At 49.6% G+C, this 19,292-nt stretch carries 15 protein-coding genes and 1 other annotated feature; of the genes, 4 read left to right on the top strand and 11 right to left on the bottom strand.

Annotated elements, in window-relative coordinates; all coding sequences use genetic code 11:
• Positions 1 to 27: 27 nt before the first annotated feature.
• From hisS to B1728_RS23805, 7 genes are all read right to left on the bottom strand, one after another.
• Positions 28 to 1,299, bottom strand: coding sequence for a histidine--tRNA ligase (hisS, locus tag B1728_RS23830; protein WP_079912925.1), 1,272 nt, complete (start codon positions 1,297 to 1,299; stop codon positions 28 to 30).
• A 469-nt stretch (positions 1,300 to 1,768) separates the two neighbouring features.
• Complete coding sequence (locus B1728_RS23825) at positions 1,769 to 3,727, bottom strand: FAD-dependent oxidoreductase (RefSeq protein ID WP_079912924.1); 1,959 nt, start codon at positions 3,725 to 3,727, stop codon at positions 1,769 to 1,771.
• 249 nt (positions 3,728 to 3,976) lie between these two features.
• Positions 3,977 to 4,153: a hypothetical protein gene (locus B1728_RS36405; RefSeq protein ID WP_179136174.1), complete on the bottom strand. Its 177-nt coding sequence runs from the start codon at positions 4,151 to 4,153 to the stop codon at positions 3,977 to 3,979.
• Positions 4,154 to 4,261: 108 nt separating this feature from the next.
• On the bottom strand, positions 4,262 to 4,702 hold the full coding sequence (gene dtd, locus B1728_RS23820) for a D-aminoacyl-tRNA deacylase (RefSeq protein ID WP_079912923.1): 441 nt from the start codon (positions 4,700 to 4,702) through the stop codon (positions 4,262 to 4,264).
• Positions 4,703 to 4,745: 43 nt separating this feature from the next.
• Positions 4,746 to 6,938: a RelA/SpoT family protein gene (locus B1728_RS23815; protein ID WP_079912922.1), complete on the bottom strand. Its 2,193-nt coding sequence runs from the start codon at positions 6,936 to 6,938 to the stop codon at positions 4,746 to 4,748.
• Positions 6,939 to 7,079: 141 nt separating this feature from the next.
• Positions 7,080 to 8,135 (bottom strand): CotH kinase family protein, encoded by a 1,056-nt coding sequence (locus tag B1728_RS23810; RefSeq protein WP_079912921.1) that lies wholly within the window; start codon positions 8,133 to 8,135, stop codon positions 7,080 to 7,082.
• Positions 8,136 to 8,266: 131 nt separating this feature from the next.
• Positions 8,267 to 8,665, bottom strand: coding sequence for a hypothetical protein (locus tag B1728_RS23805; protein ID WP_179136173.1), 399 nt, complete (start codon positions 8,663 to 8,665; stop codon positions 8,267 to 8,269).
• A 405-nt stretch (positions 8,666 to 9,070) separates the two neighbouring features.
• Between B1728_RS23805 and B1728_RS36400 the strand changes: the two genes are divergently transcribed.
• Positions 9,071 to 9,784, top strand: coding sequence for a hypothetical protein (locus B1728_RS36400; protein ID WP_179136172.1), 714 nt, complete (start codon positions 9,071 to 9,073; stop codon positions 9,782 to 9,784).
• 241 nt (positions 9,785 to 10,025) lie between these two features.
• Entirely contained in the window at positions 10,026 to 10,697 is a 672-nt protein-coding gene (locus B1728_RS23795) for a DUF2642 domain-containing protein (protein WP_079912919.1), read from the top strand.
• A gap of 64 nt (positions 10,698 to 10,761) precedes the next feature.
• On the opposite strand, the gene B1728_RS23790 is transcribed toward B1728_RS23795, so the two are convergent.
• Positions 10,762 to 11,535 (bottom strand): type III pantothenate kinase, encoded by a 774-nt coding sequence (locus tag B1728_RS23790; RefSeq protein WP_079912918.1) that lies wholly within the window; start codon positions 11,533 to 11,535, stop codon positions 10,762 to 10,764.
• A 189-nt stretch (positions 11,536 to 11,724) separates the two neighbouring features.
• On the opposite strand from B1728_RS23790, the gene B1728_RS23785 reads away from it, so the two are divergent.
• Positions 11,725 to 12,180, top strand: a complete 456-nt coding sequence (locus B1728_RS23785; protein WP_079912917.1) for a MarR family winged helix-turn-helix transcriptional regulator — start codon at positions 11,725 to 11,727, stop codon at positions 12,178 to 12,180.
• A gap of 212 nt (positions 12,181 to 12,392) precedes the next feature.
• On the opposite strand, the gene B1728_RS23780 is transcribed toward B1728_RS23785, so the two are convergent.
• The gene (locus B1728_RS23780; RefSeq protein ID WP_079912916.1) at positions 12,393 to 13,223 is read right to left on the bottom strand and encodes an amidohydrolase family protein; all 831 of its coding nucleotides are present in this window, start codon (positions 13,221 to 13,223) and stop codon (positions 12,393 to 12,395) included.
• A 176-nt stretch (positions 13,224 to 13,399) separates the two neighbouring features.
• Positions 13,400 to 13,614, top strand: a binding site (T-box leader).
• Between the two features lie 282 nt (positions 13,615 to 13,896).
• Here B1728_RS23780 and B1728_RS23775 point away from each other — a divergent pair.
• The gene (locus B1728_RS23775) at positions 13,897 to 15,069 is read left to right on the top strand and encodes an aminotransferase class I/II-fold pyridoxal phosphate-dependent enzyme (protein WP_218672319.1); all 1,173 of its coding nucleotides are present in this window, start codon (positions 13,897 to 13,899) and stop codon (positions 15,067 to 15,069) included.
• Positions 15,070 to 15,207: 138 nt separating this feature from the next.
• Here the strand turns inward: B1728_RS23775 and B1728_RS23770 are convergent, their stop codons facing one another.
• Both B1728_RS23770 and B1728_RS23765 read right to left on the bottom strand, forming a co-directional pair.
• The gene (locus B1728_RS23770; RefSeq protein ID WP_179136171.1) at positions 15,208 to 16,536 is read right to left on the bottom strand and encodes an ABC transporter substrate-binding protein; all 1,329 of its coding nucleotides are present in this window, start codon (positions 16,534 to 16,536) and stop codon (positions 15,208 to 15,210) included.
• Positions 16,537 to 16,653: 117 nt separating this feature from the next.
• Positions 16,654 to 19,263 carry an exo-rhamnogalacturonan lyase family protein gene (locus tag B1728_RS23765; RefSeq protein ID WP_079912914.1) on the bottom strand — a complete coding sequence of 870 codons (2,610 nt, stop codon included), beginning with the start codon at positions 19,261 to 19,263 and terminating at the stop codon, positions 16,654 to 16,656.
• Between the last annotated feature and the right edge of the window lie 29 nt (positions 19,264 to 19,292).

The raw sequence follows: 19,292 nt of genomic DNA, 5'->3' as shown, positions 1-19,292 counted from the left end.
ATGATTTCATCTACCTCCAGATATGGTTTACCTATTTGATTCCTGTTTTTTCAGCTTGCGCAATTCGGCAGCGAAGGTGTCGAGCTTCATTGTTTGCTGTTCGCCGCTCGCCATCGTCTTGACGGTAATCTCTCCGCGAGCCAGCTCATCTTCGCCAAGGATAGCGACAAAATGAGCCTGGTACCGGTCGGCCGATTTCATTTGCGCCTTGATTTTGCGGCCCAAATAATCCTTTTCGGCCCGTAAGCCTTCCAGCCGCAGCTGATGCAGCAAACGAGGAATTTCCTGCTCTGCCGCTTCGCCAAGACCGATGACATACACATCCAGCGGTTTTACGGTTGGAATTTCAACTCCCTGCGCCTGCAGGATGAGCAGGGTACGCTCCAAGCCCAGTCCGAGGCCGACTCCCGGCTGATCATTGCCGCCGATCTGGCCTACAAGACCGTTGTAGCGTCCGCCGCCGCCGATGGTATCGATAGCGCCGATACCGGCTGCCTTGTATTCGAACGCAGTATGCGTATAGTAATCCAAACCGCGTACCAATCGAGGTTTCACGCTAAATGGAATATCCATTGCCTTCAAGTAATTTTGCACCGCTTGGAAATGGACGCTGCACTCCTCGTCCAGATGCTCCAGAATGGTCGGAGCTCCTTCGCAGTACTTCTGGTCGATTTTACAATCGAGAATCCGCATCGGATTGCGGTCGTAACGGGATTGGCAGTCTTTGCACAGCTTATCCTTCACCGGTGCAAAAAATTGCTGGATGGTATCGCGATAAGCGGCTCGCACCGCAGGATTGCCGACCGAGTTAATCTCGACGGTCACATCCTTGATCCCGACCTCCCGGTAAAATGTGTAGCCAAGGGCGATAACCTCCGCATCGATGCTCGGATCAACCGAACCGAATGCTTCGATACCGAACTGGTGCAGCTGGCGGTAGCGGCCTGCTTGCGGCTGCTCGTAGCGGAACATCGGACCGATGTAGTACAGCTTGCTGACATCGGGCTCTCCGTAGAGCTTGTTTTCCACGTACGCTCTTACTACGCCGGCAGTTCCTTCAGGACGCAAGGATATGCTGCGATCCCCTTTGTCCAGGAAGGTGTACATCTCCTTCTCGACAATATCCGTCGTTTCCCCAACACCCCGTTGAAACAGCTCGGTATGCTCAAAGATCGGAGTGCGAATTTCGCGGTAATTGAAGCGTTGGCACAGCTCTCTGGCTTTTGCTTCGATATACTGCCATTTTTCTACTTCACCGGGAAGCAAATCCTGAGTTCCTTTTGGTTTTTGAATGCTCATGCAACGACACTCCTTTCATAAAATTCATTTCACCCGGTAAATCCAATAAACCGGCTTCGGATGGATAAAACCAAAAAATCTCCCGCCCCTGACGCCTTGTCAGGGACGAGAGATCCATTATCGAAATCTTCCCGCGGTACCACCCACGATTTGAATTTGCATAAGCTGCTCCTCTATAATGGAGCCGTGCAAATTCACTCTTAAGCGGTTAACGCCCGCGCAACGCATTACGACTACTGCATCGGCTGTTCTGCCGGTGGTTCCCCGTATGTCCTCCGGGAGGTCTTTTCATCCGGTTCGCATAAGGAAGCTTGCAGCCCATGGCTTCCCTCTCTGGCTATGCTATGCTCGAAGTACTTTGTCCCTTCAACGGATCATGATCTTCATTCTTTGCATAATTGTAATATCGAATTTTGGCAAAGTCAAGCAAAAAGCATGTAAATTCTATACAAATCCACTTATGCTGCCCTTATTTTGCCGCGTTCAGCTGTTTATATGCGTCATGGATCAGCATATAAGTGTCACCGTTCGTCAATTCCTGCTTCTTGGCGATTCCATCGACGGTCTGCTTGGTCAGATACCCTTTGGACTGCAGCGCGCTTACGGCATCCCCCTGGGCAACATCAAGCTTCAATAAAGACGCGATCATTCCCGCCGCGATATCCAGGGAAAGCGGCTGCTTCTGAGGCTCCTTCTCATTCGGAATGACCGCAGCCGGATTGCCTGTCAATACAGCAGGCTTGAACTTGCGTATCCCGTTCAGCATGTTGACCATGCGCTGTTGATTCGATGGGCTGTCGAGATTGAATTCATTCTTGTAGCCGCCTGTAGCCAGACCAAGACTCACCGCCGTCTTCAGTCCTTCATACGATTTGTTCTCCATGAAAGGAGCCGGCTTGATGGTGTATGGCTTCAAATCCATCCCCTGCTTGTTCAGCATGTCCTGAAGCTTGGCAATCGTTTCCTTGGAGGCAGACATTTGACGGAATGTCATATTCTGCTCGATGGCCAGCTTCGCAGCCGCTCCCGCTGCTTCCCCTTCCGCCATACCGACAGGAATAACCCGTGCGCTTCCATGCGGCAGCGTATCGTAGCTGGCCGCTCTGCCGACAACCAGAAGCCCGTCCACCTTAAGCGGAACGATGCTGCGGAACGGAATCGCATATTTGTCCGGATCTATAACGACCGCTCCGTTGTCCGCAGGGCTTGTCCGTTGAATATCAACCGGATAACCGCCGAAGGCGATGCGGTCCCATTGATCCCGGTTTTCCAGCAGATCGATAATGGATAATCTGTATTCGCCTATCATATGACGGGATTCGCGAACATACAACTCAGGAGCAATGCCGTCCAGCTCAACTCCTTCAAAATCAGGGTAGCTCTTTTTCAAATAAGCAAGCACATGCGGCAGCTCGTCCTTGGCAATTTGCTGCGCTTCCTGCTTGGATTTAGGATCAAACGGGTCCACCCCGAAAATTTGCAGTGCATTGACCAGCATCGTGTTGTCATTCTGGCGCCCGCCGTTCAGTCCGCGCATTCTTACGCGTTCCTTGTTAACAGCCGGGTAATCCTGCATTTTGTCAAAGCCCCACAGGCTCATCTCGTTGATGCCGTATTTTTGCTGTCCCTTATCCTCGGCTTGAATCGTCTTGGCGAATTGCTTCCAACGCTCCGGCGTGATATTGGTCAAGCGGAATACCGCTGTGACGGCCATTCGGCTCTTCACGTCGGCGAGGTCCTCTCTGCCGTGTGTGAATGGAACCCCGGCCATATCCCCGATGTCCCCATCCTGCGTTGCATCGATAACTGCTTTAGCCTTAATCGATAGGCTAGTGCCGTCCGCCTTCGTGACGGTAATGCCTGTGACCGTTATTTTATCGGTCGTCTTGGCGACGGAAGGCTCGATGGATTTCGCTTGCATGAGCAAATCGATATTGCTTTCTTTCTGTACCATAGAATAGAACGCGTTGGCGGCCGTCGTAATGTCGAAGGAATCTCCCTCGATTTTGCCGTACCATTCAGTGAAAATTCCTTTATTCATGATGTCATGCTTGCCAAGCACGCTTTTGGTAGGATCATAGTTCATGTCGATGCTGTTTAACCAGCCTTCGGTCATAAGCCCGCCCAGGATGGTACGGCCTTTTCCGTCAACCAACAATGTCTTGAGTCCGTTGCGAGCCGCGGATAACGCCGCCGCGACACCTTCAGGGTCGGTACCGACCACGATGACATCGTAGCTGTTTTTAATATCCTTGGTCGACTTGACTTCCATTAACGCCTTAGACACTCCCCTGCCGCTGGTCGATGCACCTTCTTTCTTCACTGCATACCAATAAGCCGCCGCTCCTATAGCAGCTACTAATACAATAGCAATAACCGCAAGCAGCCAGCCTCTTGCATTACCTGTTGAATAACCTGCTTTCCCCATTCCACACCTCGTTGACATATGTAATGACTTTCTACAACCAATAAAAGCACAATTCCCCAACCTTTATATACGGCGAAAGGCGCCAAATGTTTCAGCGTCTGCTTATAAATTCCAGTTATAAGCATTTACCCTTTGGACATGCCTGTCTTAGTGTACCACACCGCCGGCTTTCAGGAAAAGAAACAGGCCCCCGGAGTTTTTATTTCCCGAGGGCCATACGTTTTTCCGTAATAGAACTAGATTGCGAGATCATCGGAACGTTTGACGAGTCTGTCTTTTTAACTGCTCACTCACGGAAGAATATCCTGCCGATAGCTCGTTTTCGGACAGTGCCGCGGCAACCATTCCCAACGATTCGTCCAAGCTGCAAAACAGCAGCTGCTGCTCCGGTTGGACAACTGCCTTTTCTTTACCGGATTGATGCATACAAATGTAATCTCCTTGTAGTAGGTATACTTCTATTTTGTCCAAACCAGACGTAACCTAACCATGGAGATCGACATCCTGCCAAAGCGTAAAACAACTAGAAGAGCGCTATTTGCTTTCAATAATCAAGGTAACGGGACCGTCATTGACAAGCGATACTTCCATCATCGCTCCGAATGTCCCCGTCGCTACCGTTAAGCCTTGCTGCCGAAGCAGCTCATTGAACCGGTCATATAAAGGCTTTGCCTGCTCCGGACGGGCTGCTGCCATGAAATTCGGGCGCTTGCCCTTACGGCAGTCGCCGTAAAGGGTAAATTGGGATACGGACAATATTTGCCCGCCTACATCCAGAACGGAATCGTTCATTTTGCCCGATTCATCCTCAAAGATACGAAGACCTGCGATCTTCTCGGCTGCGAATTTGGCGTCCTGCTCCGTATCCTCGTGCGTAATACCCACCAGAAGCACAAGCCCATGGTCGATGGCTCCCACAACGGCTCCGTCCACGGTCACTTGCGCTTGTTTGCTGCGTTGAACGACCACTCTCATTATGTGTTCTAACCTCTATTCGTGTAATAATGCAAAGAACCGGCTACGATTGCATGATTCTCTGCACGGAATATACATCCTTCACGCGCTTGATTTTTTCAACGACGGCGTGAAGATGCTCAATATTGCGGATCAGGATGGTCATATGAATAATCGCCATCTTGTTTTTGTCCGATCGTCCCGAGACGGCGGAAATCACCGTCTTGCTCTCGGACACCGCCTGAAGCACCTCATTCAGGAAACCGAAACGGTCATGTCCGGTGATTTCAATCTCAACGTTGTAATTAGCTTCGATGGAATCCGCCCATTCGACCTCGATCACCCGGTTCCCCTCTTCACCGCCATCGGCAACCGGGATATTGGTACAATCCTGCCTATGGATGGATACTCCCCTGCCGCGCGTTATGTAGCCGACGATGTGGTCCCCTGGAACCGGGTTACAGCAGCGTGCGAAGCGAACGAGGAGGTTGTCCACTCCTTTGACACGAACACCGTGAGTAGGCCGGCCTTTGCGCTCCGTCGCCGCCGATTTCAGTTCCTTCACTTCTTCGGTCAGCTGCAGTGCCTGCTGACGGGCCTCCTCCTGCTGCTTGCGCATTTTCTCGGTCAACCGGGTGACAATCTGTGCAGCTGTAATGCCGTTAAAGCCTACGGCTGAGTACATATCCTCGATCTCGTTGAAATTGAATTTCTTCGCGACCTCCAGAAGCTCATCTTCCTTCATCAAGGTTGGAGGGTCGATACCTAGACGCTTGAGCTCGCGCTCAATAGCGTCCTTGCCCTTCTCGACGTTTTCCTCCCGCTTCTCCTTCTTGAACCATTGGCGTATCTTCGTACGAGCATGCGAGGACTGCGCCAGCTTGATCCAGTCCTGGCTCGGCCCGTAAGAGTGCTTGGACGTTAAAATTTCAACGATATCCCCGGTTTTCAGCCGGAAATCCAGCGGGACTATACGGCCGTTGACCTTCGCGCCGATCGTACGGTTCCCGACCTCCGTATGGATACGGTAGGCAAAATCCAGCGGGACCGATCCCGCTGGCAGCTCGATGACTTCACCCTTCGGAGTAAACACGAACACAAGATCGGAGAAAAAGTCCATCTTGAGCGATTCGACGAATTCCGAGGCGTCCTGGGCATCATGCTGGAGCTCCAAAATTTCTCGGAACCAGTTCATTTTATCCTCGAAGCTGCCGGAAGGCACCATGCTGCCTTCTTTATACGCCCAATGCGCCGCAATTCCGTACTCGGACGTTTTATGCATTTCGAACGTACGGATCTGCACCTCAAGAGGCTCGCCCTTCGGACCGATGACCGTCGTATGCAGAGATTGATACATGTTCGGCTTAGGCATAGCGATGTAATCCTTGAACCGGCCCGGCATCGGCTTCCACAGCGTGTGAATAATACCTAACGTTGCATAGCAGTCCTTAATATTGTCAACAATGATTCGGAGTGCCAGCAGATCGTATATCTCGTTAAACTGCTTATTGCGGGCCGTCATCTTTTTATAAATGCTGTAAATATGCTTCGGACGGCCGGAAATATCGCTCTCAATGCCCATTTCGGACAGCTTCTCCCGCACGGTCGTGATGACATCCTCGATGTATTTTTCACGTTCGGTCCGTTTTTTCTGCATCAAATTGACAATGCGGTAATACTGCTGAGGATTCAAATAGCGAAGCGCAATATCCTCCATTTCCCACTTGATGGCAGAAATCCCGAGACGGTGAGCGATCGGGCAAAATATTTCCAGCGTTTCGTCCGCTATTCTGCGCTGAGCTTCTTCCGATTGATGCTTCAGCGTACGCATATTATGCAGGCGATCGGCCAGCTTGATCAAAATGACCCGGATGTCCTGAGCCATCGCCACAAACATTTTTCGATAGTTTTCGTTTTGCTGCTCTTCTTTGGTTTTAAACTTGATTTTTTCGAGCTTGGTCAGACCGTCCACCAGCATAGCGCAGGTTTTGCCGAATTTCTCGTTTACGGTTTCCAGAGAAACGGTCGTATCCTCTACCACATCATGAAGCAGTGCGGCAATAATTGAAGTAGTATCCATCTGCATGTTGACCAAGATTTCCGCTACGGCCAACGGGTGCAGAATATAAGGCTCCCCTGATTTGCGAACCTGGCCCGAATGAGCCTGTTCAGCGAACTCGTAGGCTTCTCTTATACGCTTCAGATCACTTTCTTTTACATAGCCGGACGCCTTCTCAAGAAGCTGCTCAATGCCCATTCGTTTATCCATTCCCTTAATTCGATTTTAATCCATTATGCCTTTGAAATAGGCGCTACGTCAACTTATTTGCGCCATTTCGACAAACTTTGTCGAAAAATTTTATTGGTTTTGGGAAAGGCTTCATCCTCTTCTCGATTTTCACAGCTTATGAAGCGAATCAAGAATAATTTTTCGCCGCTCTCTTATATAGCTGCGTATCAGCTCGGGCTCCCCGTCAAAGATGGATAACGACCATTTGCGCATGGAGTCCTCATAGATATGCGGAGCAATGGCCTCATACATTTGCTGTACGACCGGATCTATCTTTTTGACCGTCAAATGCTGTTTGACGATGGAGCGCAGCAGGACCTTGTAACGGCTTCGAACACTTTTGAAGGAAAGCAGTTTGTTCGTAAGCTGATTGTACCCTTCTATCCGAACCAGGTCGCTACCGCATTTTTTGCCGTAGCAATTACGCCCCCATGTTCCCTCGTAATCCCATGGGATCATACGATATTTCATTGTTTTTTTATGACGGTATACCGCATAGTTTTGATCAAAGCCATCGTAATTCCCTGTACAGACGGCGCCGGCCAGCCATCGGAGATAATTCTCTATGTCCACCCTTTCCTTCAAGTATCGACCTAATCGGCTCCCCTTAAGCGTGTTCAGATTCAATATGAACGATTTCCATTGCCGGCGGTCCTCTTCAGTCCCTATGATGTGCTCATACCCGTTGAACAGCGAGGATTTTCTTCTCTGGGTTTCCGGACTGATCAGCGTTAAATCTGCATTATCATTAACCGCATAGAACAAAGATTTAACGGAAATATTCCGGCTGCGGAAAAAATACCGGTCGACCCCTTCGATTTCCAAATATACACCGAGGCTTTGCCCGTTCAGCTTCAGCAAGCAGTGACGCGTCCTGGGGCTGGGTACTCCAATCCATTGAAAGAATTGAAATGATAACGCGTTGCGAATCATGGAAGGATCGTCGAATTCGGCATTATAATGATACGTTTTGCCATTACGTACGACCTCATATGACTTTTTCGGATAATCGCGCGTGTGACCTCCACGGTAACGCAGGAGAATAGGCTCTCTTCTTCCCTGGATAAGCATATGGGCTTTAACGTATTTTTCACTCCATACGTTTTTCTGCAGCGCTGAACGCTCTTCATCTCCAATCACAATTGACCGAGTTGACAGTTCCATGGAACGATTCCGCCTTTCTTTAGAAAGCAAAAAGCCTATCACAGGAATGATAGACTTTTTGAGGTAATTCACCTTATGCGGTTGTGACCATAGCCGTCACGGCGTTTGTTCCCATGCCAGCAAATGCCCCTTCAGATATTAGCATCCAGGCTGGTTGCCTCTGCTTCCTCCAGTGCGATTGCCTTGGCTTCTATGGCTGCGGTTGCCTCTGCTTCCTCCCGTGCGGTTCCCCGGACTTCTATGACTGCGGTTGCCTCTGCTTCCTCCAGTGCGATTGCCCTGGCTTCTATCGCTGCGGTTGCCTCTGCTTCCTCCAGTACGGTTGCCCTGGCTTCTATGACTGCGGTTGCCTCTGCTTCCTCCAGTACGGTTGCCCCGGCTTCTATGGCTGCGGTTGCCTCTGCTTCCTCCAGTGCGATTCCCTGGGCTTCTATCGCTGCGGTTGCCTCTGCTTCCTCCCGTGCGGTTCCCCGGGCTTCCGTCGCTGCGGTTGCCTCTGCTTCCCTCAGTACGGTTCCCCCTGCTTCCACTACGATTTCCTCCTGATCCCGGCAATTGAAACTACCTCCTTTATTGAGATAGTTCAGTCTATGAGATTCGATCGGAAGTGAACTAGACTGTAGTTTGCTAGCCGCAAAATATACACATTGACCTGTTAAAGCGCCCTCTTTGAATCTCTTATAGATAGACGTGGAACTTCTAGCAAATATAGATTGACAACTAGTACACCTTCTTGCCGGATACATATATATAAACTATGAATTCCCTACCATGATTAATGAAAGGAGGTCGCTGCCTATGAATTAATTCACTGGCAGGCAGCGTGCAGGTGAGGTGCAAATGAAAGATAGTGAAACAGGCTCTAGGTAGAATGAGGGCCGCTATGAATGACAAGATTTCTAGTTTTAGTAACTTATCGAGAGGGGAATGTTAAAATGAGTTATTTTCATCAAATGGTATCTAACATGATGTCACAGAATACCAGTGGAAGATCAAGATCGCAGGGCTCTTCAGGCAATATGCTGTCCAATCTAGTGGGTACTCAAGTGAAGGTGAATCGCGGCGGTCCAGATTCCGTTGTGGGCAATCTGATCTCCGTTCAATCCGAATTTATCGTAGTAAGTACACCAAACGGTATCGTATTTATTAATCGTTCTCACATCAAAAGCATTACTCAAATGGGATCAGGCGGCAACAGAAGCGGCAATCGAAGCGGTAGATCCGGAGGAATGACCAACGTCATTCATGCGAATACCTTCAATCAATTACTGCAAAGATTGCGCCACAAATTCGTTCAGATCAACCGCGGCGGCCCTGAAAAAGTAGAAGGCTTTATAGCTGAAGTTAGTCAAGACTTTGTCTTGCTGCTCTTCAACAGAGAGCTTATCCGCATTCCTATTTTTCATATCAAAACGGTCAGCGTAGCCGCTAACAAGAGCTCCGGCAACAACAACAATAATAACAACAACAATAACAATAACAATAACAACAAAAGCGGCAGCAATAATAAAAGCAATAAAAACAACAGCAAGAGCGGTAACAACAACAAAAGCAACAAAAACAAAAGCAACAAAAACAAGAGCAACAAAAATAATAAAAGCGGCAGCAGAAGCTCCGGCGGCAACAAAAAATCGAACAGCCGACGTTAATGCCAGGCACTGTAACCGTCCTAGTCTGTGACTCTACAATTCCTGCTTCATCCGAATGGATGACATTAACCGTCTCTCTTATGACGGTTATTTTTCTAAGCAGGGAGTAAGCGTTGGATCTCTTTGAGTCTGCCATGCATTGATCTCATGCCGGGATGCCCGATAGGGTTATATCGGTATCCCGGCTGAGTTAAGTACGTAAGCGCGCATCATTTACATTTCTAAGAATAGGAGGTGCTTTATGACACTCTTGAACACATTGCTTGATAAACAGGTAGAACTCCATATTTCGGGTAAAAAAACGCCTATCCGCGGAAAACTGATCAATCTGGGCAGTGACATCATGGTGATTTATAATGGACAACAGTTTCTGTATATCCCTCTCCTGCATTTGCAGCAGCTGACACAATATGAAGAAAGCAAGGACGAAGCCGTTATTGTAGTTCCCGCCGAGATGCCGTTCGAGGATCAAAAGGATATTTCCTTCCGCAAAATATTAATGAATGCCAAGGGGATGTTCACCGAAATTTATACAAGCGGAAACCAGTCCCTTCATGGTTATGTAACCAGCATAATGAATGACTATTTCGTCTTCTATTCACCCGTATATCACGTAGTCTATATCCCGATGCAGCACATGAAATATCTTAAGCCTTATGATCCCAATGTGACGCCTTATTCGCTGAACCAGGAACGTTTCCCTCTAAGTCCATCCACGATAACGCTGGCTAGAACATTCGATCAGCAGCTGAAAAAGCTGGAAGGTCAATTTGTCGTCCTCGATATCGGGGAAAACCCGAACAAAATCGGTCAGCTTAAATCGCTGCAAAATAATCTGATCGAGCTGGTCGCAGCCGGAGGAGAGACGCTATTCCTTCATATGGAGCATGTCAAAACGGTGCATCTGCCATAATGTAATCCCAAAAGGTCCTCCGCTGCCTGGCTGCGAAGGACCTTTCTTCTGTCCAAACGCCATATTAACGATTAAGCTCCCAGGTGATCCGTAATCCTTCAAGGACTAAATCCGGGTGCGTGTGCTGGATCGTGCTGGATTCGGGAGAGATCAATTCGGATAATCCCCCCGACGCCACCACGGTGAACGGCAAAGCCATTTCCTCAATAATGCGAGTAACAATACCATCGACTTGTCCGGCTATTCCGTTCACGATCCCGTACGTCATGCTGGAGGCCGTGTCGTGAGTGAGGAACCGCTGAGGGCTGGTGATGTTGACCGAAGGCAGCTGAGCGGTGCGCTCATACAATGCTTCCGCTGAAATAACGCCTCCCGGAAGGATGGCCCCGCCGATAAATTCATTATGCTCATTGACAACGCTGATCGTAGTAGCTGTCCCCAAGCCTATGACGATAACAGGCGCTCCGTATAAGTGGATGGCGGCAATGGCGCTTGCGATTCGATCCGCACCCACTTGGGCCGGTTGGTCCGTCACGATTCTCAGGCCTGTTTTCAACCCGGGGCCAAGCTCGAGCGGCGCAATACCCAGCTTTGCGCGGCATACTTCTCTTACTGCCGTCATTAACGGGGGTACAACTGAGCTGATTATGATTCCGCTTAGCCGCTCATAAGCGAAACCGCTTTGTTTAAACAGCTGGCTCCATACGACCCAGATCTCTTCAGCCGTCATTTCCCTCTGTGTCGTCACTCTCCAGAAATACACCATTTGCTGCTCTTTGTATACCGCTATTTTTGTATTGGTATTGCCGACATCTATCACTAAAAGTCCCGATTGCATGACATACCCTCCAGCCGCTTCTTTAACCGATTACCGATTGTATTTAATGCTATTATATACAATCTGCCTGGGTGCGCCAATCGACCGGGAAAGATATAAAGTAAGATAAATTCGACAACCTTCATATTAATTTTTGTCGTAATGTAGTAAAATAACACTAGATGTCATTTTAGATAGGGGATAGGTTAGATGAGCAAAGAACAGAATACGACTTTACTGTTGAATAAGTTACTTTGCGTGAGCCGGCAACTCAAACGCTCGCTGCAGGTTATGAATATCGATCCTAACCTTAACAATTCAACGATATCTGTGATGTTTCAATTGGAGCATCATTCCATGAAGATGAACGATATTGCCGATTATTTATGCATTACGCTAGGTGCGGCAACCAGCCTTGTCGATAAATTGGAACGCCAGCATTTGGTTGAAAGGGTTCGCTCCGTTGAGGACCGGCGGATTATTTTCGTACAGCTCACAAGTACAGGCAAAGATAAGATCCAATCCTTGCGCAACCATATTCTCAGTGAAGTACGGTCCATATTTAACCAAGTTTCCAATGAAGATTTGCAAAGCTATATTCATACAGCCCAGAGTCTGGAAGCATTGCTTTCAGCTTACAATGAGAATGTATGCAAAACGACGTAATCGTCCACCCTAAAGCTGTGCTCAGTCTTCGTTGTAAACGCTAACAAATCACTCTGCGACAGACTGGCTCCTATTCAAAATCCGGGCTATTCAACTGTAAAAATGGGTAAAACCGCTTGGGGTTCCTGAACAACCCTCCCCTGTCAAGCTGCCATGCATGGGGGTGAGGATGTCCAGGGCACAAGCGGTTCTTACATTAGGCATGGGTTAGCTTAGAGTCTATAGAAACGGGCGGCATTATGGCCGAAGACATCTTCCAGGTCGGAAGGCGTCAGCGAGTCCGGCAGCGTGCTCTCCAGAAGCTTATATACGTCGTCGTATTCCGCGGCTAGCAGACAGACAGGCCAGTCGCTGCCGTACATAATTCTCTGCGGTCCGAACCGGGATACCACGTGCTGGACATAAGGAACAAAGTGCTCTTCCCGCCAATTCTGATGATCTGCCTCCGTTACCATGCCGGACAGCTTGCAGTATATGTTCGGATAATCTGAAGCTATTTGTGCCATGTACGTGCTCCAAGGCTCCAGCTGCTGTTCGGAGATAAAGGGCTTGGCAATATGGTCGATAACTCCGCGTAGATCGGGCAGCTGCTTCAAAAGCTTTACGGTATCCTCCAACTGATGCGTTTTGATCAGAAGATCAATTGGAAACTGCTCCCGCTCGAAAAATCGCAGCGCTTCCAAAACCGCCGGACGAAACGCATACTCCATATCGATATCCTGCAGCATGACCCGAATGCCTTTAAAATAAGGGTTCTGCTTGAGTCTCGCATAATGCTCCTTGTAGGAGCTGTCCTCCAGATCAAGCCAGCCTACAACACCGGCAATCGTCTCCGACTGCTCTGCCAGGCTCAGCATAAACTCCGTCTCGGCCAAGGTGGGCGCTGCTTGCACGACCACCGTCTTACTGATCCCGTTCGCCTTCAAATGGCCATTCAGCTGTTCCGGCAAATAATCCCGGTATAATACGCCAGAATCCGGTGTCAGCCAGCCGTAATCCCCGCGATCCAGCTTCCAGTAATGTTGGTGAGCATCAATTTTCATGGTCGATTCCTCCCTATACTCCCTATGTACATGCCGAATGATTCTCCTTACTTGTCTGATCATAATACAAGTGAATCCATTGCACAACAGCAAGCTGCGGGGGACATTCTATTTTTGTAAATAACCGATTGACAGACGTCAAAAGTCCGTGTTATATTTTTCAATAATTTAGTGCTGCAAAGACACAGATGGGGAAAGTACATTGTGGTGAACCTTAAAGAGACTCGGGGATGGTGAGAGCCCGGGAGTGAAGCCTGATGGAAAGCCGCCCCGGAGTCGCCCTCTGAACTTCTTAGTAGGAGTAGGCCGGTCTTCCGCCGTTATCGGAAAGAGTGGACATAATATTGTCAATTAGGGTGGTACCGCGTGAGCATAAGCTCTCGTCCCTTTCCGGGGATGGGGGGCTTTTTTTGTTGTCCAAATGCACCTTCTAACCGGAGCCCCCCCTGCCTTTAACCCGTTGTACGGCTCGGATCCAGCCGTCTGACAGGTTAGAGAGATTGCCAATAGGATGTCAATTAGGGTGGTAACGCGTGAGCATAGGCTCTCGTCCCTTTATGGGGGCGGGGGCTTTTTTATTTTTACAATTCTTATGTCGTCGAATGCGACGATTCTCTCATCTGAAATAGGCCTCGATAGAGGTTTCCCATTCTAAAGAAAGCCGGTGAACGTAATGAATATTCAATGGTCCGATCGTATTTCTCCTACGGTGAGGGATCTCCCTCCCTCAGGCATTCGTCGTTTTTTTGATTTGGTAGCTGAGATGAAAGGCGTCATTTCGTTGGGCGTCGGTGAGCCCGATTTCGTAACGCCGTGGAACATTAGGGAAAACGGCATCGACTCTCTGCGTAAAGGGTATACAATGTACACCTCCAACGCTGGCTTGCTCGAGCTAAGAGAGGAAATCGCCCGGCACCTGCATGACAATCATGGGGTTACCTATGAGCCACGTAACGAAGTTCTTGTTACGGTCGGTGTCAGCGAAGCTGTAGATTTGGCTTTGAGGGCCATCCTGCATCCCGGAGACGAGGTCCTGATTGCCGAGCCCTGCTATGTGTCCTATTCGCCCTGCACGATCATGGCCGGAGGCGTGCCTGTTCCGTTGAGCACTTCGGCAGACAACGAGTTCAGAATTACAGCCGAGCAGGTCGAGGCTGCCATTACCCCTCGTACCAAAGCTTTGCTGATCAATTACCCGAATAATCCGTCCGGGGCGACCATGCCAAGAGAAGAGCTGGAAAAGATCGCAAAAGTGGTGGAAAAATACGATCTGATCGTCATTTCCGATGAAGTGTACGAGAAGCTGACTTACGTCGGAAAGCATACCTGCTTTGCCGAATTGCCCGGTATGAGAGACCGTACGATTCTGCTGAACGGCTTCTCCAAAGCCTATGCCATGACAGGCTGGAGGCTCGGCTATGCATGCGGCCACCCCGAGGTCATTGCCGCTATGACCAAGATTCATCAATACACGATGATATGTGCTCCTATAACGACACAGCGGGCAGCTATAGAGGCTTTGCGCAACGGTTCCCATGAGGTGAGCGAAATGGTTGCATCCTACGATCAGCGAAGACGTCTGATCTTGAAGGGATTCGAAGAAATTGGCCTGCCCTGCTTCGAGCCCAAAGGAGCCTTCTATGCCTTCCCGTCTGTTGAGCATACCGGGCTAACCTCCGAGCAATTTGCGGACCAGCTGCTGTCGGAAATGAAGGTGGCTGTTGTCCCCGGCAATGTACTGGGCTCGTGCGGGGAAGGCCACATCCGATGCTCCTACGCTTCGTCGGTTCAAAATATTACCGAAGCTATCGAGCGGATGGGAACCTTTATGAAAAACTTTTCCTGAACCGGTTAAAGTTCATGGTTCAACCTGAACTGTTCGGAGCTATTCATGTTTCCACAAAAACAAATCGCCCCCGGGTATTGCGGCCTGCTGCGAGGCTGCGATACCCTAAGGAGCGATTGCTTTCCTAGTCGGGGGCTATTATTTTTTCTTCAGGCTATCCAATAGTTTGTTGGCTTCCTCTTCCGCCGTACGCATGTAGGTGTTAATATCCATGTCTCCGGAAGATAGCTTGTTCAGGTTTTTGGTATATGTCCCGAGAATCGCCACTTGGCTCTCCTGAATTGTTTTGTCAGCAATAGCAGGGAATTTGTTGTAGAAGAACGCTCCGAAGTTTTTGTCTTTAAAAGCGCTTTCTTGTCCGAGCGCTTTTTGGATCGATTCATTCTTCAAGGTCGTCATGATCCCTTTCTTGGAGTATTCCATCTGGTATTCGTCCGAGGTCAAGAACTTAATGACTTCCATTGCGGCGTCTTTATCCTTCGCCATCTTCGTAATGGCAAAATAACCCGGATACGATTGCGGTCCTACACCTGGAGCATCCGGCATGGTAGGCTCGGAGACGATATCCCAATTGAATTTGGACAATTCATCCTTCATCACTTGCGGCAAAATAGGAGATGAGATGAACATGGCCAAGGACTGATCTTTGGCGAACTGGTTCAGGTCCAGAATTTTCCCTTTATTGTTGGCCATCGCCTTTTGGTAGACGGGATTTTGAGTCGGCTGAATCAGCTGCAAGTCAAGAATTTGCTTCCATTTCTCGTTGGTGATGTTGGATCTCAAATCCTTGGTAAGAAGCGGCAATGAATACTGGTTCACTAGGAACAAGTGATTGACCGAAGGCGAAAAGCCCGTATACGTGATGCCGTCTTTTTCGACGTTCAGCTTCTTGGCGATCTCGTTCAGTTCAGCCCAGGTCATGCCGTCCTTCGGATAAGGCACATTGAGCTTGTCGAAAATGTCCTTGTTATAAAATAAGGCCATACGTTCATTGTACACGGGAAGACCGTAAATCGCTCCGTTTCCCAGCTGCTTCATAGCGTCAATCAAGGAAGGCTCGAACCGGCTCACATCCACCTGATGCTTCTTCATAAGCTCTGTCATATCATAGCTCATCTCATACACCATATTGCTCCCAGGGAAGGAACCAATGGAGTCCCACTGAATGTCGATTCTTTGACCCGCATTGATCAAATCCTGCAGATCGCTGCCTGTCGCCCTCTGGATGTACTTGATTGTATAATTCGGAAACTTCTTGCGAATCGCGTCGCCATAGCGGTCATTGAAGCTGGCTTCAGAGTCGCGGCTCATGGAGTAGAATACCAGCTCGGCGGGATCCTTGTTCTCTTTTACTGCAGAATCCTTGCCTTCCGGTGCATTGGCGCTATCACTTCCGCCTCCGCAAGCCGTTGCCATCATACTTACTACGGTCAATGCCGCCAAAGTACCTGCCATTTTCTTTTTCATTTCATGCTCCCCCTTCATTTTCGTCCCATAAAGTAAAAAATATGTAAATCGATATGTGCACAAAAGCTCGCCCAAATAAGCGAACGAGCCTTTGTGTTTGATCTATGGTGTAATCGTTCAGTGTGCTGCAGCCGTATGAGCCGCCGCGGCTTTTTCCAAAGAGCCGCTGATTAACTCCATGCATACGATGGCATTAAGAGACCATTGAGAGATGGTGTTAGTGGCAATCCACGGAATTTCCCGGATAGGTCTGATGTATTCCAAGGTTTCGACCGGCTTCGTAATATCCGTCAATAGAACCTGCCCGACTTCATCCTTAAGCAGGATGCTCCAGGCAAGCTCAGCCAAAGCTTCATCCTTGTTGTGAACCGAAGCATAGGCGGCGATACCGGTAGAGAACATCGGCCATGCAAATCCGCCGTTGGCGAGTTCACCGACCAGCTGGGCGCGCTTTTCTTCCCGCGGAAGATTGTAGAATGCTCCGATTTCCACGAGCATGCTTTCCCACTCGGCATCCTTAAGCATCATGGCCAATTCCATCCAGACTTGAGGGCCGCCCATACAGATGGCCAAATGTCCGCCGGCATTGTTCCCCATATCGTACAGCTTGCCGGTTTTCGGATCATAACCATGTACAGCCAGGTTTTTCATCCGATTCGGCATATTTTTCAAGCTTTCAATGCCTACCAGCAGTTTATCCCTGTAGGCAGTATCCTCATAGCGCTCCCACCGGGTCATCCAGTTGGAGCTGAAGGCCGCCCAGTCCGGACCTACGCGGGCATGGGTCGGATATTGGTCTTTCGGGAAATAATAGCGCATCGGATCCAGATGGGCGGTCGTATAGTCGGAATCGGTCACCTCATCCATGATGTCGCCGATTCGCTCATCCGCAGTCAAGTAATAATAGAAGCGATGCAAGCCCGCCATCCCGATTCGGGCTTCCTTGCAGCCACAGCCCCAATGGATGACATTGTGCCGCGAACCCAGACCGGAGTATTCTCCGAAATGGTACAGGTCCACCTCACTGGTGTGCCGGGTCATGGCTTCAGCAATACGGAATATATCTTCTCGTCCGGAGCGTAGGAACATGTACCAGAGCCACATATTCGGCACCAGCTCCGTATTTTGCCAAGCGCATCCTCCGATATCGTAACGCCACGTATGACGGGTAGGGTCATAACCGTGCATGACATCGCCGTAATCCCAGAAACCGTACCATCTGCGCTGCTCGATTTCCTCTTTATAGAAATCAATAGCCGCATCCAATTGATCTTCAATCTTGGAATGGACCGGGGTGCTCCGGTTAGGGAGACTCCAGATGCCGAATGCTTTGGCGTCATGGTAATATTCCGGCTTGCACACCAGCAAGGACGGAGATTGGCATTCCTGCGCCACCGCATGCAGGGTCTCGTGGCTTGGCGTCTTCTCAAAGCACCAGATAGCCAGCTCACTCGTATTGGCCACACCGAATGGCGTGCTTCTCATTTCATCAAAGCCTTCATAGGAAGACTGAACATGCGTCGTCGTATCGTAATGGCGCAAATCCATCGCTTCGGCATCCGGCGACCAGAACCAAACGGTCATCTCCGCCTCATCCTTCGAAGTATGATGAAGCTCCATGGACGACGGGTACTTTTTCCAAAAGTTGCGTACTCCGACGGCCAGTCCGCCGTTCTCTCCTCCGGCATATACAGTGCCTGACGACCGCTGCCCGAATGCGGCACGAATCCATGCACATCCTTCCTGGGTCCGCTTCGTAATCGTATAGGAATCTGCCGACCCTTGAACTAGCTTGAAGCTATCCCATACGGCGGACTCTTCGATAAGACCGATAAACCGCTCATCCTCCACCGGGTCGAAGCTGACATATTCGCCTGCGGTTTGACGCTTGAAGATCTCTTCGTATTTGCCTGTAGTCCGATAGGTCATCAGATGCTTAGGAGATTCGCTGAATATCCCTGTGTCACCTGTAAAGCGCACGTGACGGTTGTATAAAGGCCCTTGCATAGGAACCTTGAGCGTCATGCCGATCCCCTTGACGAAATCCATATGGGGATTGCCGTCATAAGCGAACGTATGAATGGCTTTAATGGCTTGCTGTCCTGCATAGAAATAGAAGCGGACGGTAAAAGGCATCCATTCTCTGACACCGTTGTTCAGCTTATGCTTGCCTTCCACCCGAATCACCGCACGTACAGGCCCATCCTGCTCTACGACTACCTTCGCGATGCGGCTTGTGAAATTATGCTCCTTGACGGTCTTGCTTCCGCTTGTAGTGTGACGTTCCTCGCGTACGCATTGAAGCTTGCCGTCCGAGCAAACCAGGGAGCCGTCCCGATGGATGGAACGGAGGATGGATTGTCCTTCCCGGTTGAACCGGCAAAGTATGACTCCGGTATCTACGGCGATCACTTCTTCGGTCTCCGTTACCGTTATGGATGCTTCGGGGGCTGCAGCCATCCCCTTGCCGAGGAAATACCGGTCGGAACGATCCCCGTGAATCGATGCGGCATGCGCCGACCATTTGACACTGCCGTCAGGCCAATAAGCTGTCGGCCAGCTTTGAACAGGGATTGAGCCGCCGTTGGAATCCGTCAATTCAAGGGAATCGTTTCGCTGCAGCTCGCCTTCCGCCCATGGAATTCCCCATGTTACACCTAATCCGTCTGCAACATGTCCGCTTTGTCCCAGCCATTGCAGTTGAATTCGTTCTGCTTGTGTACCCACCGTACTACCCACTCCTTTTATTCGGTGAT

This window comes from Paenibacillus sp. 32352 (genome assembly GCF_002042965.1).
In the GTDB taxonomy this organism is placed as follows: domain Bacteria; phylum Bacillota; class Bacilli; order Paenibacillales; family NBRC-103111; genus Paenibacillus_S; species Paenibacillus_S vulneris.
This window is presented reverse-complemented; position numbering and strand designations above follow the sequence as displayed.